This window comes from Aquimarina muelleri DSM 19832 (assembly GCF_000430665.1).
In the GTDB taxonomy this organism is placed as follows: Bacteria; Bacteroidota; Bacteroidia; order Flavobacteriales; family Flavobacteriaceae; genus Aquimarina; species Aquimarina muelleri.
The window spans coordinates 24,354-42,084 of the sequence record NZ_AUML01000002.1; the positions used below are offsets into that span (position 1 = coordinate 24,354).

At 31.2% G+C, this 17,731-nt stretch carries 14 protein-coding genes; 1 reads left to right on the forward strand and 13 read right to left on the reverse strand.

Translation table 11 applies throughout. From position 1 onward, the window contains the following. Position 1: 1 nt before the first annotated feature. The 7 genes from H527_RS0101450 to H527_RS0101480 all read right to left on the reverse strand — a co-directional run bounded on the left by H527_RS0101450 (position 2) and on the right by H527_RS0101480 (position 5,564). Positions 2-481: a hypothetical protein gene (locus tag H527_RS0101450; protein ID WP_027411057.1), complete on the reverse strand. Its 480-nt coding sequence runs from the start codon at positions 479-481 to the stop codon at positions 2-4. A gap of 66 nt (positions 482-547) precedes the next feature. Then, positions 548-1,339 carry an SDR family oxidoreductase gene (locus H527_RS0101455; RefSeq protein WP_027411058.1) on the reverse strand — a complete coding sequence of 264 codons (792 nt, stop codon included), beginning with the start codon at positions 1,337-1,339 and terminating at the stop codon, positions 548-550. A gap of 42 nt (positions 1,340-1,381) precedes the next feature. Next, entirely contained in the window at positions 1,382-2,434 is a 1,053-nt protein-coding gene (locus H527_RS0101460; protein WP_027411059.1) for a type III polyketide synthase, read from the reverse strand. A 21-nt stretch (positions 2,435-2,455) separates the two neighbouring features. Then, entirely contained in the window at positions 2,456-3,169 is a 714-nt protein-coding gene (locus H527_RS0101465) for a methyltransferase (RefSeq protein WP_027411060.1), read from the reverse strand. Next, on the reverse strand, positions 3,160-4,290 hold the full coding sequence (locus tag H527_RS0101470; RefSeq protein WP_229809223.1) for an NAD(P)/FAD-dependent oxidoreductase: 1,131 nt from the start codon (positions 4,288-4,290) through the stop codon (positions 3,160-3,162). Before H527_RS0101470 ends, H527_RS0101465 begins: the two co-directional genes overlap by 10 nt. Before the next feature lie 85 nt (positions 4,291-4,375). Further along, complete coding sequence (locus tag H527_RS0101475) at positions 4,376-5,068, reverse strand: YiaD family glycine zipper/OmpA-like lipoprotein (RefSeq protein WP_027411062.1); 693 nt, start codon at positions 5,066-5,068, stop codon at positions 4,376-4,378. A 16-nt stretch (positions 5,069-5,084) separates the two neighbouring features. Then, positions 5,085-5,564, reverse strand: a complete 480-nt coding sequence (locus H527_RS0101480) for a lipocalin family protein (protein WP_027411063.1) — start codon at positions 5,562-5,564, stop codon at positions 5,085-5,087. A gap of 655 nt (positions 5,565-6,219) precedes the next feature. Here H527_RS0101480 and H527_RS0101485 point away from each other — a divergent pair. Further along, positions 6,220-7,389, forward strand: coding sequence for a hypothetical protein (locus tag H527_RS0101485; RefSeq protein ID WP_027411064.1), 1,170 nt, complete (start codon positions 6,220-6,222; stop codon positions 7,387-7,389). 461 nt (positions 7,390-7,850) lie between these two features. Here H527_RS0101485 and H527_RS0101490 read toward each other — a convergent pair whose 3' ends face one another. The 6 genes from H527_RS0101490 to H527_RS0101515 all read right to left on the reverse strand — a co-directional run bounded on the left by H527_RS0101490 (position 7,851) and on the right by H527_RS0101515 (position 17,563). After that, positions 7,851-9,176: an MFS transporter gene (locus H527_RS0101490; RefSeq protein ID WP_027411065.1), complete on the reverse strand. Its 1,326-nt coding sequence runs from the start codon at positions 9,174-9,176 to the stop codon at positions 7,851-7,853. Between the two features lie 154 nt (positions 9,177-9,330). Then, positions 9,331-10,152 (reverse strand): M48 family metallopeptidase, encoded by an 822-nt coding sequence (locus H527_RS0101495; protein WP_027411066.1) that lies wholly within the window; start codon positions 10,150-10,152, stop codon positions 9,331-9,333. Between the two features lie 126 nt (positions 10,153-10,278). Next, positions 10,279-12,684 carry a glycoside hydrolase family 31 protein gene (locus H527_RS0101500; RefSeq protein ID WP_027411067.1) on the reverse strand — a complete coding sequence of 802 codons (2,406 nt, stop codon included), beginning with the start codon at positions 12,682-12,684 and terminating at the stop codon, positions 10,279-10,281. 267 nt (positions 12,685-12,951) lie between these two features. Beyond that, positions 12,952-14,862: a 1,4-alpha-glucan branching protein GlgB gene (glgB, locus tag H527_RS0101505; RefSeq protein WP_027411068.1), complete on the reverse strand. Its 1,911-nt coding sequence runs from the start codon at positions 14,860-14,862 to the stop codon at positions 12,952-12,954. A gap of 14 nt (positions 14,863-14,876) precedes the next feature. Further along, positions 14,877-16,148 carry a glucose-1-phosphate adenylyltransferase gene (locus H527_RS0101510; RefSeq protein ID WP_027411069.1) on the reverse strand — a complete coding sequence of 424 codons (1,272 nt, stop codon included), beginning with the start codon at positions 16,146-16,148 and terminating at the stop codon, positions 14,877-14,879. Continuing rightward, a complete protein-coding gene (locus H527_RS0101515) occupies positions 16,145-17,563 on the reverse strand; it encodes a glycogen synthase (RefSeq protein WP_027411070.1) in 1,419 nt (472 codons plus the stop codon). Before H527_RS0101515 ends, H527_RS0101510 begins: the two co-directional genes overlap by 4 nt. Positions 17,564-17,731: the final 168 nt, after the last annotated feature.

Sequence of the window (17,731 nt, forward strand, 5' to 3'; positions counted from 1 at the left end):
ATTAAAAAGCACATCCATTTGGTAATGGCTCTACGGTTTCTAAATTACTGGCAAAAGTATTACCCAAAGTACTTTTTTTAAATCCTTTGGCTATACTACCTGTATATATTTTGGTACTATATCCTGTAGTATTCATGTGTACGCGTATATACACCTTTTGCTCTTTTGTTATTTTTACAGGGCCACCTGACCTTACAAAAGGTTGTTCGTGTACATGGCTATGTGCCAAAACTCTACGGTAGATTAGTTTTTTATCCTCAGAGATAACTTCCCACCAATTTGCATATTGATCACACCCTTTATCAGGGCTTTGGATACCCACACTAAAAGAGTACCCATTTTCGATACTTGTAACCGAAACACTGGTTACTTTTGCTTCGCTATTAGAATTATTATCTAAATTCTGCGCAATACTATTATCTTTTTTACAAGACATTGTATACAAAAGAAATGGTAGAAATATAAGTAGTCTATTTTTCATATCTTATAACGTTAATTAATGGGTTCATTTTTTGTATTCTATAAATTTCTGTTATGTTTTAAAACTTTAATTCAAATGCTCTCCTCCATTTACAGGAATGACACAACCATTAATCCATGCTGCTTCATCTTTACATAAAAGATATGCTACATTTGCAACATCCTGAGGTGTTGTAATTCTATTAAATGGATTTCGATGTATACTATGCTCTATTATTTTTTCATAACCTGGGATAAGACGCAAAGATTGTGTGTTTACTGCTCCTGGTTGTAAACAATTAGCTTTGATACCGTATGGCGCAAACTCTAGAGCTATACTTCTTGTAATTGCTTCTAAAGTTACTTTTGCTGCAGAAACTGCTGCATAATTCTTCCATGCCTTTGTATTTCCTTCACTTGTAAAAGAAATAACTCTGGCATCTTTGGTAAATAATTTAGCGTTAAAAACAGATATTACCCAGTCGTACAGGCTTATTGCCATAGCATTTATGGTTAAATGAAAATCATCATTTTTTAATACTTGTTCTGCATTAATCATAGGTTTTAGATTTCCTTTTGCAATACTATGTATTATTGTTTTTATGCCCCCTTCATCTGTAATCTGAATAATTTTCTCTATTGTTTCTGCTCGTTTTTCTGGTTTTAACATATCTATATGAAAAGAACAAAACTTTACTTCTAAATTTTTAATTTCTTTAAAATCAATTTCAATTTGTGGTAGTTCACTTTTACGATTGCGGTAGACAATAATAATATTCATGCCATGTTGTGCTAATTTTTTAGCGGTAGCTAATCCCAAACCACTACTACCACCTAAAATAAGCGCCCATTCATTTTTATTTTTAAAATCTTTGTTCATCTCATTTGTAAGATTTCTTGTTTATAAAAAACTACTGATTATTTACCATTCCAGTAAGATTCGTTGTGCTGTGAATCCTGGTCCAAAACTTAACATCAACCCTGTTTCTCCTGTCTTTGGTGTTTGCTCCATAAAGCGTTCTAACACATAAAGCACTGTAGCGCTACTCATATTACCATATTCTTTTAAAACAGCTTTAGTATCGTCTATATTTTTACCCAAATATCCAAAAAGATCTTCTACAGTTTGCACTATTTTTTTTCCTCCGGGATGAAAGATAAGATGATCGATATCTTCGATGTTTTTACCATGTTTTTTCAAAAACGGATGGATTATCTCGGGAAAATGTTCTGCGATTGTTTCTGGTACTTTAGGATCTAATATCATTTGTAAACCGCCATTGGTTACTTGAAACCCCATCATAGATGTTGCATTATAAAAATGATACATTTCATCTCCTAAGATTTTAGGCCCTATAGCATCTTTTTCTGAAGATAAAAGCGCACATGCTGCTCCATCCCCAAAAATAGCCGCACTTACCATATTGGTCATGCTATAATCGTTTAACTGAAACGTGGCCGTAGGAGATTCTATAGCAACTACTGCTGCTCTCTTACCAGAGTTTGCTTGTAGAAAATTCCTTGCATAAATAATACCAGAAACCCCTGCTACACATCCCATTTCTGTAACTGGTAGCCGTACAATATCTTGTTTAAGATCAAGATCATTAATAATATATGCATCTACAGAAGGGATCATAATACCAGTACAACTAACCGTAATTATATAGTCCAGAGATTTTGGATCCCAATTTGCTTTTTCTAACGCTTTTTTAACCACTGATATGCCTAGTTTTTTTACTTCTCGTACATAAATATCATTCTTATTCTCAAAAGAAGTAGCAGAAAAAACCTCTTCGATACTCATAATACCATAGCGCCGATCTACAGCTGCATTTTCAAAAATCTTAATTACTTTTCTTTTGAAACGATCATTCTGAGCGGCCAACCATGTAGAAACATAAGGCAAGATATCTTTCGTATCTCTCACAAATTGTGGCAATTGTTTGGCAACAGTAACTATTTTTACACTCAATATCTTTGTTTTTAAATTTTATTACTCTTTTATAAGAATCCATCTAAATCTGAAAGCCCATTTCCAATCTACCATGTATTTAGATACATTTATTTCTTTAGAAAACTGTAAGAGTTCTTGTTTATTAAACCCTCTTTTTATAGAAACCAATCCATCATTTTTTGCTATATAACTTTTAATAAAAAAGAAACTAAATATTTTAAAAAGATAATATGCAATTACACTACGATGCAAATCATTTATAATAACTGCTTTATTAGCAAGTATAAAAGACTTTTGCACTATTTCTTTAATCTGTTCATTATCAAAATGATGCAATGTTAATGTACTAATTATAATATCACAAGAAAACTTTGAGGCATCTATCTCTAAAATATTTTGTTTAAAAAATGATATTTCTGGATAAGACTCACTCATTTTTTTGGCACTTTGTAAACTTTTTTCGTTTAGATCTATTCCGATTAATTTTACGTTTCTTTTTTTCCTTCTGAATATCTCTGCTATAATTCTTAGCATTTCTCCATCTCCACATCCCAAATCACAAATAATAATTTCTTTTGATGTAGGCACTTTCTTAATCAATCTGTGTATTGCTTTAATGGTGATATTATTACCTCCTAACCATCGATTTACTTTAGAAATATCCGACAAAGCTTTTTTTAATGCTTCTTTTTCTGTGTTTGGATCATCCATCATCTCTAGTTCCTTGCTTCTATGCTTAAAGTTTACAGACATACTAATGGTTCTCCGTGGGTTTGTTTTATAATTTGGGGTACAATACCCGGTATTGCATTTGCTACCAAATAAGAAATATACTGTAGATTTTCGTTTAATACTATTTTTTGTAAAACTCTACCAGCATATAGTCTCTTGTAAAATGTATTCTTCCATTTTAGACTATATTCTTTTTCTATATATGTTCTATGCAATGATGTACTATCATAATTATTAATCAATAACTCGCTTAGTATTTTTGCACTTTGTATTGCCATTGCCATACCATTTCCACAAAGTGGATGAATTAAACCAGCTGCATCTCCTATCATAAAAACGTGGTTCTCCACAGGTTTTTTCTTTTCAAAATTAATTTGACTTATAGTTATTGGGGATTCAAAAAGAGGTTCTGCATTCTTAAAAAAGTGATTTAAAAAAGGATTTTTACACAGTACTTCTTTTTGAAAGATAGCTATGTTTTTATATTTTTTAAAACTATCATAAGAAACTAGATAGCAAGAATTTACTGTATTATTTTCCACCATAGAAAGCCCACAATATCCGCCTTTAAAATTGTGCAGAGCAACAGTATCTGGTATTATATCTGCCTTATAGTGTGCTTTTATTGCTAACCAAGGGGATTTTTGAAAAGCAAAATCTCTTTTTAGAGTTTTATCTAACTGCGTTCGTTTGCCATATGCCCCGATTACATAATCGCTAGTTATTTCGTGATTATTAGATGTAGTTATTGTAAATATATCTTTTTGATAGGAAACACCAATTACTTGATCATTTATTAATAAAACTCCTAGTTTTTTTGCTTTTTCCCATAGGTAATTATCTAAAGTATATCTACTAATACCAAAACCTCCTAATGGCATAGTACTATTTATACTATTTCCTTTTTGAGTACTAATGCAAAACTTTGAAATAGATACAGGTTTTAGAGAATCTAGATCTATATCTAAAAAATCAAAATAAGGTAATACTTCATTTGATATATACTCTCCGCATACTTTGTGTTTAGGATATGTATCTTTTTCAATAATAGAAACAAAAATTCCTGCTTTAGCCAAATGTATAGCACTTATTAACCCTGCGAGTCCTGCACCAATTATAGTTATATGTAAATGTTTATTCAAGTATTGAAGGTACATAAAATTTGAGCATAAAAAAATCCCAACTATTTTAGTTGGGATTTTAAATATTGTGTAGTACAATAACTTATTATTGTTTCACTTGTTTTTTAGCATCTTGCTTCATTTTTTCATTAGCAACAACACCAAGTTCCACTCTTCTGTTTTTAGCTCTACCTTGTGGGGTTGTATTATCATATTTTGGAAGTGTTTCTCCATGAGCATAAGTTGTAAGACGACTTTTACTTATTCCTTGGGACACCAAATAATTGGTGACTGCGTTCGCTCTTTTTTGAGATAATGTCATATTATAAGTGTCATCTCCAGTACTATCTGTATGTCCTTCAACAATTATGTTTGTATCTGGATATTCTTTAAATATACCTGCAAGTTTATTAAGATTAGTTTTTGACTTTGTGTTAATATCTGATTTATTAGTAGCAAAATAAACACCACTATTTTCATCGAATACAATATTAACTCCTTCTCCTACTCTGGTTACTTCTGCTCCAGGTATTTCAGATTCGATTTTTTGAGCTTGTTTATCCATTTGTTTACCGATAACACCACCAGCAACACCACCTACGACACCACCTATTACAGCTCCAAGGGCAGAATTTTTACCTTTTACATTATTCCCTATGATTCCTCCCAGAATAGCTCCAGCAGCAGTACCTAATACTGCTCCTCTTTGTGTTTTATTTGAATTTTTAACAGCCTCACAACTTGTTAAAATTGTAATTGCAATTACAGCCGCTATTATATTTTTAAGATTTGTATTCATTATTTAATGATTTGAGTTATTGTATTTTATTAAAATTCATGGTGATCACAAAAGGTTTACCTTCCAAACTTACAGTCATTGCCCAAGTCATTGTAGCATCATCTAAGTGTTGTAAAGCCATTCTATATCCAGCATTATTATTTGTACTCTTTTTCTTTTCGTCAACTGGTTTAAACATGAAGTAGTATTCTCCATCACCTTCTGGTTTTGGGATTGTAAATCTAAAATTTCTTGCTCCTGTAGAAATACAACTACTTTGATTTACATTATACATTCCTGTATTATTATTAGGAATAAATTTCCAAACACTACCTGTAAAACATTCTGCAGTAGCATCATTATAAAGTTTGACATCAAAAATACCTTGACGATCATAAGAGATTTTATCAAGTGACCACTCCCCTTTTAATGTTTTTTTGGCAGCAATAACAGTTTGTTGTGTAGTATTACAAGAAGCTAGTAATACTACGGCAATCAATAAGATAAGTTTTTTCATGGTTATAAATATGGTTATAAATTTTTGTTTCATAAAAATAGCTAATAATGTTAACGTTTCAAAGATTATTATATTTCTAATTAAATAAATATTAATGGAAAATATAAATGAAAAACTTCGATGAAATACACCTATTTCAGCCAAATTTAAAATAAAAGAAATATTTCTTTATTACACATAATATTAACAAGAAAATACTTTAATAATTGTCTCTATTAAAAAAATAATTACCTCAAAATAAAAAATAAAAACTTGCTACTACTTCTTATTTATTAAGACTCTGTAGGATACGGTAAGATTAATAAGTAAAGAAGGAGTTAAAAAAAGAATGGGATACCTAATATTTATAGATAATACTACATTAGTGTGATATACAACACGAAAATATTGCTGTTTTCACGTAAACAAATCTAAACAAATTATATTTAATTTGTACGCGAGTATAACAAGTATTAAGTCATAAAACTACAGATGCAAATCCAGCAAGACAAATCATAAATATGTTTAAAATAACAATGAATAAAATCTATATTCTTTATGAAACTCGAGGTTTTTTTTTATATAAATTTTTAATCTCTTACGCTATAAAATATTTAATAAATAAACAATAATCATACTTACTCTAAGGGGGCTTAGAAATTTTCATCAACAAAACATGAAAGAAATAAAAACAATAGGGATAATAGGAATGGGAACCATCGGTAATTCGATTTCTTATATTTTACAACAAGCAGGTCTAAATGTAATTGGGTTTAAACATAAAAATAGAGGAGGACAAATGTTTAAAGAACTCATGGAAAATGGTAAAATAGAAATAGTCAATGATACAGGGTATGACATATTTCCTAGAAAGGATACTTTACAAATAAAAGTTACCTCTTCTTTACAAGAAATTGTGGCTAAATCTGATTTAATATTTAATTGTTGCCTCTTTCCTCAAAACTCAACAATATATGAGTTTAGTAAATTAGAAAAAGCATCCCTTAAAAAACGAAAAATCCCAATTTTAGCTATTCCAGGAACCTTAGGGACTAATTGGTTAATTGGTCTGGAGAGTCTAAATGTAGGGTTAATGGGATGTTCTCCTATATTCGCAACAAAAAAAGATACCCATTCTCTTGAAGGTATAACCACAAGCTTATTAGATTTTAAATCAAAAATACCTATAGGTTATGATGATTTAGAAACTCGGTTATTTTTATTAGACTTTCTAAATGAACACTTTAAATTTAAAAATAATGCTTCAACTTTTATAGATGGAGGTAGTTCTATTCAAACAGCTTTAAGTTCCCCTGTTTCAGCAATAAATGCGTCAGCAATTTGTGATAATGCTGAAAAGCTTATCCATTCAAAAAAAGAAACAATAAAGGAAGATATATATATGCTAAGTGAAGAATACTCCCTGCTCTTCCAAAAAATTTTTGATGAGCAATTAACGGTAGCCAACCTATTACAAATTCCGAAACCTCAAACCATAAAAGAATGGTTACGAAATCGTAAAAAAAATATTCAAGCTGATAATATAACTGAGATGCTAGAAGAAATCTATAAAGAAAAGTACATTACTATTTCAAAACAAGATAGACGCTTATCAGAAACATTTTATGCATTATCCTATTTTAGTTTTTTTGCAGAAGCACTTGGGCATACGGTATCTACAACAAATCATTTACTCTATAAACTCAATGACTTACAAAAATCTGTCAACACAGATCCTTTTTCTGAAAATATTATTTTATCACTTAAACAATCAGCAACATCATACGCTGAGCATATAAAGGTAAAAAGAAACTCAAATAAAAGAAAAGAAACCCAAATGGTATGATATTGATAGGCTGTTGGTTGTATTGAACTATTAAAACGATTTTTTCTGTTTTTTTTAATACTATCCGTTTTTAATAACCTGAGTTAGATTCATCTAAAATGTATCATTTTGAGTAAAGTTCTGCTAAGAATTTTGTGTCGAAAAGTAGCTTCTCAGTACTAAAAATCTATTCTCAACAGCTCTGTTGATTTTGCCAAAGTATAATTTTTTATCCATGTCATATTGAGCCTTTCAGAAGGCTCAATACAGGCTGACTAATGCGAAAAATCGAACTCGAGTTAGTAGTATGAAAAAACAATTTGTAGATTACATTGGTATAAGATGAAACAAAAAATATCTATCTCATTTTGTCAAAATTTACTATAAATTTCATTACTATTTTTAGGAATATTTTTCAAATATATTTATTTTTTTTATCTGAAAGAGTTTTCATAAATGGAAGAATAATTATTTAAATTGTATTATTCTTCCTTGTTTCTCGGCACTCTAAATAATAGAATAAGACCTATAATAAAAAAGAGAACTAAAAAGAGAATTGAATACCTAACGCTTCCTGTTATTTGAGCTATAATACCATAAGAAAACATACCTATTACAATACCAAGTTTTTCGGATACATCATAAAAACTAAAATAGGATGCTGTATCTACAGCATTTTTAGGCAAAAACTTAGAATATGTAGACCTAGATAAAGCTTGTATTCCTCCCATAACTAGTCCAACAACTGCTGCTGTAATATAAAATTGAAATGGCGTTGTTATTGTATATGCATATACACAAATCCCTATCCATATAAAATTAAGAGAAATAAGTACTTTTATATTCCCAAATTTTGAAGAAGCCTTGGATGTTAATATCGCTCCAAGCACAGCCACTAATTGAATCAATAGAATACTTATAATTAAACCTGTAGTTGCATTTTGTTCACCCCAGTCAAGTTCTTCGATTCCGAAATAGGTTGCAATAAGCATGATAGTCTGTACTGCCATACTATACACAAAAAAAGCACTTAAATACCTACGTAGTTTTATATTATTTTTAAGGGCTTTCCATATCATCTTTAGTTCTTTAAAACCATTAAAGACAACGGCTTTAGTCAGCACGTCTTTTTTGTTCCCTTTTGGAAGATAATAATAGGTGTACTGACTAAAACCAATCCACCACACTCCTACCATTATAAAAGATAATCTAGTTGGCTCTCCTTCATCTTCAAAACCAAACCAATCATATTTCAAAATCATAATTAAATTAATAATCAAAAGGATTACACTACCCACGTATCCTAAGGAATATCCTTTTGCACTAATTGCATCTTGTTGCTCTGGAAATGCAATATCTGGAAGATAAGAGTTGTAAAAAACTAAACTAGCCCAAAAACCAATTAATGCTAAAAAATAACATAACAAACCAAACCAAAGGTGCTCTAAACTAAACCAATACAATCCTATACAAGATAATGCTCCTAAATAACAGAAAAATTTAAGGAATTTTTTTTTATTTCCTATGTAATCTGCTATTCCAGAAAGTAAAGGACTAATTATAGATACGGTTAAGAATGCTAAAGCAGTTACATAGCTTATTAAAGAATCATTATTAAAGTCAAAACCTAAAAAACGTATTGTATCATTAACTATATCCCCTTTATCGTTTCTAACAATAGTTAATGCTCCCCAAAAAATAGGAAATATTGCAGAAGAAATAGTTAAATTATATACTGAATTCGCCCAATCATAAAATGCCCATGCATTCAATAATTTTTTACTTCCTTTTGGTAATATTTCACTCATTTACTATAGAATTTTTATAATTATCTTATTAGACTATTTGATAATAAACACTGTATTCATTGCAATTTACAATATATATAAAAAGCTGTTCTGAATATGTTCAGAACAGCTTCCAAAGTAAGTATAATCTTTTTAAAATTTATACTCTTTACAATTATTTAAAAGTAGTTACTCCAAATTTTCTAGCTTCAGCCTTTGCAGAAGGAGACCACGCTGTAAGATTAGCAATACGGGTATCATTTGATGGGTGTGTACTCATAAATTCTGCTGGTGCTTGTCCTCCACTATTAGCTTTCATTCGTTTCCATAATTCTGCAGCTTCATCTGGATTATACCCTGCAATAGCCATTAACTGTAAACCTATACGATCTGCTTCGGTTTCATGACTTCTACTAAAAGGCAACATTACACCAAACTGACTACCTAAACCAAATGCAGTACCTACGATTTGTTGTGTTTTTGAATCTTTACCGCTTACTGCAATTGCGGTTGCTGCTCCTGCTACCTGCTGAATTTGACCAGCACTCATTCTTTGTTGACCATGATTTGCTAATGCGTGAGCAACTTCATGTCCCATTATTGCTGCTACTCCTGTTTCATTTTTTGCAATTGGTAAAATCCCTGTATATACTACAATTTTGCCTCCAGGCATACACCAAGCATTGACCGTTTTATCCTCTACAAGATTATACTCCCATTTATAATCTTTAAGATATCCTTGATATCCATTAGCATTTAACCAACGTTCTGAGGCTTTTGCTATCTTTTGTCCAACTCTGGTAACCATTTCAGCATCAGTTGTACCTTTTAATACCTTGTTTTCTCCTAAAAACTGATTATACTGCTGAAAAGCCATCGGTAATATCTGAGAGTTAGGCACTAATGCTAATGTCTGCTTACCAGTAAAAGGGTTAGTAGCGCAAGACATAAATAGCATTATGGTTCCTGTTATAACTATAAATTTTCGTGTGTTCATATAGTATACTTTCTTGTAAAAATTCATTCGGTTAAAATTACAAAAATTACTGCCTACATTTTATAACAATTTATAATATTTCTTTTAAATTATCTATATATTACTTTAATGATCGATAAAATGCATCTATGCAGATACAATATGTAATTCTGTAAAATCTTTTGGAACTATTATGATATTATTTTCACTATCAAATTTTATACTTTCTAAGGAAACAACAACGTTATCAATTTCTATTTCATGAATTTTAAAAGGAAGTCCTATTAGTTTTATCTGCATTGTTTCATATTCGGTAATATAACTACCATCTTTATGTTGTTGTATAATTATCTCATTTTCTTTTCCTGTAAATGAAAAACTTCTAAGACTAAATCTTCCTTTGGCATAATCATAACCATCATGCGCATCTTCATATACTTTAGAAACTTCTTTGTTTCCTAAGCAATAGTAGGCTTCTAGTTTTAATTCTTCTATTTTCTTTTCTCCCACATATTGCTGTATTGGATATTTGGGGATGATAGCTCCTTCTTTTATAAATAACGGAATAGTATCTAGGTCTGCATCTACCCATTGTTCCATTCCTCCTTTTACATAGTTTCCTGTCCAGTAATTATACCAATTTCCTCTGGGGATATACATTCTCCGACCTTTAGCATTTGGTTCTTGTATAGGGCAAACTAAAATTTGATTTCCAAAAACAAATTCATCTGTTCTGTAATGAGTTTGTGGGTCTTTTTGATCAAATAGTACTAAAGATTTCAGCATAGGAATCCCAAATTCTGCATACTCCCAAAACATGGTATACAAGTATGGTAGCAATTGATATCTTAATTGAACATATTTTCTGGTTACTTCTACAATTTCTTCTCCAAATGTCCAAGGTTCTTGATTACCATGATCTCCAGAGGAATGGGTACGACAAAAAGGGTGAAATACTCCCAGTTGAATCCATCTGGCATACAACTCGCCTGTCGGGTGTTCTGCAAAGCCGCCAATATCACTACCAGTAAAAGACATACCGCTCATACTCATACGTTGTGCTTGAATATTAGCTATCCAAAGATGCTCCCATGTTGCTACATTATCACCTGTCCAAGAGGAAGTATATCGTTGTGCACCAGAGTAAGCTGATCTGGTAATAATAAAAGGTCGTTTTGGATAAGCAAACCGTTTTACTCCTTCATACGTTGCTCTTGCCATTTGGGTGCCATAAATATTATGTGCTTTTCTGTGGCTACAGTGGTTACCATCATAATCATGTCGTACATCGTTTGGAAATGTTTTACCAGGCACTTCCATTACCGCAGGCTCATTCATATCATTCCATACTCCTTTTACTCCAACCTCTCCTATAATTTCTTTAAATAATCCAGCCCACCATTCTCTAACTTCGGGATTTGTAAAATCTGGAAAAAAACATTCTCCTGGCCATACTTTTCCTCGCATATAAGGACCATCGGCTCTTTTACAGAAATAATCATTGTTTATTGCTTCTTTATAGACAAAATAATCATTATCAATTTTAATACCTGGATCTATAATTACTATGGTTTTAAAACCTTTTTCTAATAGCTCTGATACCATCCTTTTGGGATCTGGAAAATATTCCTTATTCCATGTAAAACATCTAAAACCTTCCATATAATCAATATCTAAATAAATGGCATCACATGGGATTTGAAGTTCTCTAAATTTATTGGTTATTTCTTTTACTTTGCTTTCTGGATAATAGCTCCATTTACATTGGTGATATCCTAATGCCCATAAAGGTGGTAACTCTGGCTTTCCTGTAAGATCTGTGTATCGAGTAATTACTTCTTGCATATCAGGGCCATAAAAGAAATAATAGTTCATTTCTCCTCCTTGTGCCCAAAAACTAGTTACATTACGTCTTTCATGACAAAAATCGAAAAAGGTTTTGAATGTATTGTCAAAAAAGATTCCGTAAGCTCTTTCTTCATGCATACCAATATAAAAAGGAACACTTTTGTATAAAGGATCTTGGTCTTTACCAAAAGCATATTGATCTGTAGCCCAGTTCTCTACACGTTTTCCTTTTAAGTTAAGGTGCATAGGCTTATCTCCAAGACCATAATAACATTCTCCTTGCGGTGCAGATTTGCTCATTTTTACAATATTCCCTCCATATTGATGACTTTGTTCCCAATGAAAACCCCAATCATCTTTGCAAACAACATTATCATCCTTATCATATATAGTTACATGAATATTTACTTTAGAAATATGGATGCTTATTTTTGAAGTAGTAATAATATATGCTTTTTCATTTTCTTCTACTTTTAACATACTATATCCTCTAGCTCCTGTTTCACTAATAGCATAGGAAAAATCTTTTTCAAAATTAGTATCCGTTGCATATCTAAAGCGAATAACACTTCCTCTTAATATAGTAAGTTGTAAAATCACTCCATTATCTGTAGTGAAATTAAGTTTATCTACATTTTGTGAAAAGGAAATTATTTTACCCGGAAACAAATTCCCTTTTTGTTCTAATTCTGTATTTATAATCATATAATTATCTTCTTTTTAATTAGGTTTGGATATATAAAAGAACAATATCTAAATTGATTTCGAAACAATTTGTATTAGTATTTATCCATAAAAAATATATGAAAACGTTTGATTTTAAGACCTTCAAGGTCTTAAAATTCCAAGCATCGACAAAGTGCATCTGGACATCTTCTGACCTCATTTAGCTTTCGATGAAGTAGACCTAAACACTTTATAACTTTATCCAATCACCGGCGAAGTGTGTCCAAAAGAATCACTTGCACAATGTTATTGCTTTATCTTAAAAACCACTGTTGCAAGGGGTGGTATTGTAATTTCTGCTGCATATTTTCGGTATTGCCAATTTTTAAGCATAATTTTTATTTCTTCAGTATTAGAAATACCACTTCCATTATATTTTTTAGCATCGCTATTAAAAACTTCGACTAGTTTACCTTTTTTTGGTAATCCAATTCGATAATTAGTTCTTGGTACAGGAGTAAAATTGCATACTACAATTAAACTATCCTTTTCTTTAGTTCCTTTTCTTATATAAGCAATAACAGAATTTTGATGATCTTCATAATTAATCCATTCAAAACCAGATATTGTAAATTGTTGTTCGTATAATGCTGGATTATTTTTATATAAGATATTTAAATCGATAATTATTTTTTGAATTCCCGAATGATAGTCATATTGAAGCAAATGCCAATCTAAACTATGTTGAAAATCCCATTCTGCTCTTTGTGCAAATTCTGCTCCCATAAACAATAAATTAGTTCCTGGGTGCGTAAACATGTAACTATATAATAATCTAAGATTTGCAAATTGTTGCCATTCATCGCCTGGCATTCTACCAATAATACTACTTTTACCATGTACTACTTCATCATGGGATAATGGAAGCATAAAATTTTCTGTGAATGCATACGTCATACTAAACGTTAATTCGTTTTGATGATGTTTTCTGTATACTGGTTCTTTTGCAAAATATTGAAGAGTATCGTGCATCCATCCCATCATCCATTTCATTCCGAAACCTAATCCACCAAGGTAGGTAGGTTTAGAAACCATAGGAAAAGATGTGGATTCTTCTGCTATCGTTTGCACATCAGGAAAACTTGCATAGATTTCTTCATTTAGCTCTTTCATGAAGGTAATTGCTTCTAAGTTTTCTCTACCACCAAATATATTAGGCTCCCATTCGCCTTCTTTACGCGAATAATCCAGAAAAAGCATAGAGGCAACTGCATCTACCCGTAAACCATCAATATGGTATTGGTCTAACCAAAAAATGGCATTACTAATCAAAAAGCTTTTTACTTCATTACGTCCATAATTAAAAACTAAACTTTTCCAATCTGGATGGTACCCTTTTCTTTTGTCGGGATGTTCATATAAACTAGTACCATCAAAAAGACCTAACCCATGAGCGTCTTCAGGGAAATGAGAAGGTACCCAATCTAAAATAACACCAATATCGCTGGCATGAAATTTATCGACTAAAAGCTTAAATTCGTCTGGATATCCAAAACGAGATGTTGGCGCAAAATATCCTGTTAGTTGGTATCCCCAAGAAGGGTCATACGGGTACTCCATAACTGGCATTAGTTCTACATGAGTAAATTCCATTTTTTTTACATATGAAACCAATTCATCTGCCAGTTCTATATATGATAAAGATCTGTTTTCTTCTATATTTTTTTTCCAGGAACCTAAATGTACTTCGTATACAGAAAAGGGCGCATCGTTCGTATTATGCTTTTTTCGGTTCTGCAACCAATTATTATCGTTCCATTGATACTCATCTTCCCATACGACAGAAGCAGTTTTTGGTGGATGTTCACACCGTCTGGCATAGGGATCTGCTTTTTCTGTCTGTATATCGTTATGGTTAGAATGTATTTTATACTTATAGATATCTCCTTTTTTTATATCGGGGATAAATCCTTCCCATATACCAGATTGATCCCAACGCACATTTAAAAGATGCTCACCTTCTGCCCAATGATTAAAATCACCGACTACAGAAACTGATTTTGCAGATGGTGCCCATATTGCAAAGTATGTTCCTGATATTCCATTTATGGTGGTTAGATGAGATCCCATTTTTTTAAATAGGCGATAATGTTTACCTGCTTTAAAAAGATGGATATCAAATTCTGAAAATAAACTATAAGAGGTTACAATACCCATATACACATTTTTGGTTATAATTTAAACCCATCTGGAATTACAGTTCCTTTTTTTATTACAACAACTCCTTCTCGTATTACATAGACATCTTGTTCTGTGTCTTCTAAATGAGCTCCTCCATTTATAACAACATCATTTCCTATACGTACGTCTTTATCAAGTATGGTATTATTTATATAACATCTATCCCCTACTCCTATTGAAGGAATTCCTTCTTCATAATCTTTATCTAATTCTTGCATATCTTGATATGAGTTAGCTCCTATCATATATGTGTTCTTAATACTAGTATCTTTGCCTATTCTGGATCTAATACCGATTACAGATCGCTCTATTTCTTTAGCATTAATAATACAGCCTTCTGCAATCATGGATTTATCTAACCGGGTTCCCGAAATTTTTGATGGAGGTAATATCCTCGGTCTGGTTAAAACAGAATTGTTTTTGTTAAATAGGTCAAATTTAGGTACATCATCTGTTAAACTAATATTGGCTTCAAAAAAAGCAGGAACATTACCTATATCTGTCCAGTATCCTTCGTATTGGTATGCAAGAACTTTATTTTTAGTAATAGATTGCGGAATAATTTCTTTTCCAAAATCTATAGTATCCGTATTAGATAATGTATCTATTAATAATTGTTTATTGAAAATATAAATCCCCATAGAGGCTAAATAATTTCTCTCTTCTTTTTGCATTTCCAGGCTTACTTCAGACTCCCAACCAGAAAGTTTTTCTAAACTTGGTTTTTCTATAAAGGAGGAAATAAAACTATGTTCATCTGTTTTTAAAATCCCAAACTGAGTAGCTTCTTTAGATTTAACGGGTATGGTAGCTATAGAAATATCGGCTCCTTTATTAACATGAGCGTCTATCATTTCATTAAAATCCATTTTATATAGTTGATCTCCTGATAATATTAAGGCGTATTCGAACTCATGATTTAGTAATTGATACATCGATTGTCGAACTGCATCTGCTGTGCCTTGATACCATGTTTTATTATCGGGAGTTTGTTCTGCTGCCAATATATCCACAAAAGCATCACTAAAAGTACTAAAAACATAAGTGTTTTTAATATGTCGGTTTAATGATGCTGAATTAAATTGTGTAAGTACAAACATCCTTTTTATATCACAATGAATACAATTTGAAATAGGAATATCTACTAATCTATATTTTCCGGCTATGGATACTGCGGGTTTAGACCGCTGATCTGTAAGGGGTGATAGGCGGGTTCCTTGACCTCCTCCTAGAATAATGGCTAGAACTTTTTTGTTGATCATTTATATTGTATTAGTGTTTCATATATGGTTACATATTGATGTGCAGACCGACTCCAAGAGTGATCGATTTGCATTATTTGTTGTTGTATTTCCCTATATTTTTTTTGATCATCATATAAAGTAACAGCTCGTTTTATAGCATGGCAAACATCCCATACAGAGGCATTATTATGGCATATTCCAAAACCATTTTCTCCTATATCTATGATGGTATCTTTAAGCCCTCCTGTTCTTCTAACTATTGGTATAGTACCATATCGCAATGCGTATAACTGATTTAATCCACAAGGTTCTACTCTTGATGGCATTAATAAAAAATCTACTCCAGAGTATATGATATGAGAAAGTTTTTCATCATACCCTATAAATACATTATAATTACTAGAAAACTCTTTTTGCAAGGATTGTAAACGTTTTTCTGTTTCTAAATTTCCAGAACCTAAAATCAAAATATTAATAGTTTCATTATTAGTTAAGTATTCTTTTACAATGTCTGGTAAAAGATCTGCGCCTTTTTCTCCAACAAGTCTTCCTATAAAACCAAAGAGTGGTTTATCTATATCTAAATTAAAATAATTACATATCCATTTTTTATTTCTTTTTCGGTTTTCTGTAACATTTGTACTATTGTAATTTTTAATAATCATTGGGTCTGTTTCAGGATCCCATATTTTGGTATCAATACCGTTAAGAATCCCAACACATTTTTTTTGTTCATCCTTCAAAAGGTTTTCTAATCCATTGGCTTTTTCTTGTAACTCTTGCATATAACTAGTGGAAACTGATGTTACCTGCCAGGCACACTTAATACCTGATGCTAATGGGTTAATACAGTTATCCCAATCTAATAATCCTATTTTTTCTTTATCAAAATCTGGTAAATAATTTATCTTATCCAAAGATAACTGTCCTTGGTATTGTGCATTATGAATAGTTAAAACGGTGGGTATTCTTTGTAACTTTTCGTACATATATACGTGAGACATCATAAAAGGTATTAATCCCGTATGATGATCATGACAATGTATAATATCTGGAATAGCATCCATATTAGATACCCAATCTAAAACTGCTAGCTGAAAAGAGATACATCGCTCTATATCATCTTCATAATTATATACATTTGGTCTATCTAATAATCCTTCGATATAAATTAGATATGCATCAAAACCTAGATCTGGAGATATTATTTTTTTTACATAAAATACATGTGTAATATCGGCTAACCGTATCGCACTTGTATAAACAGTTTCTAACTTTGACTTTTGTATAAATGTATTGCTATAAAAAGGAGTTATTACACTGGTATTACCCCCTAGTTCATTTTGATATTTTGGCAATGCACCTACTACATCTGCCAATCCACCAACCTTGGCTATTGGATAACATTCGAAACTTGTATGAAGAATGTTCATAAAGAAAATTTGCCTGTTATTTAAATCATTTAAAGTTATGAAAAATGAAATAAAAAAAAGGTGTTATTATCTTAAAAAGAACAAGTTATAATGATTATTTAATAAAAATGTAATTGAAATTTTTTATTATAATTACTCTGTATTTATAACGAAGTAAAAGCCATAAAC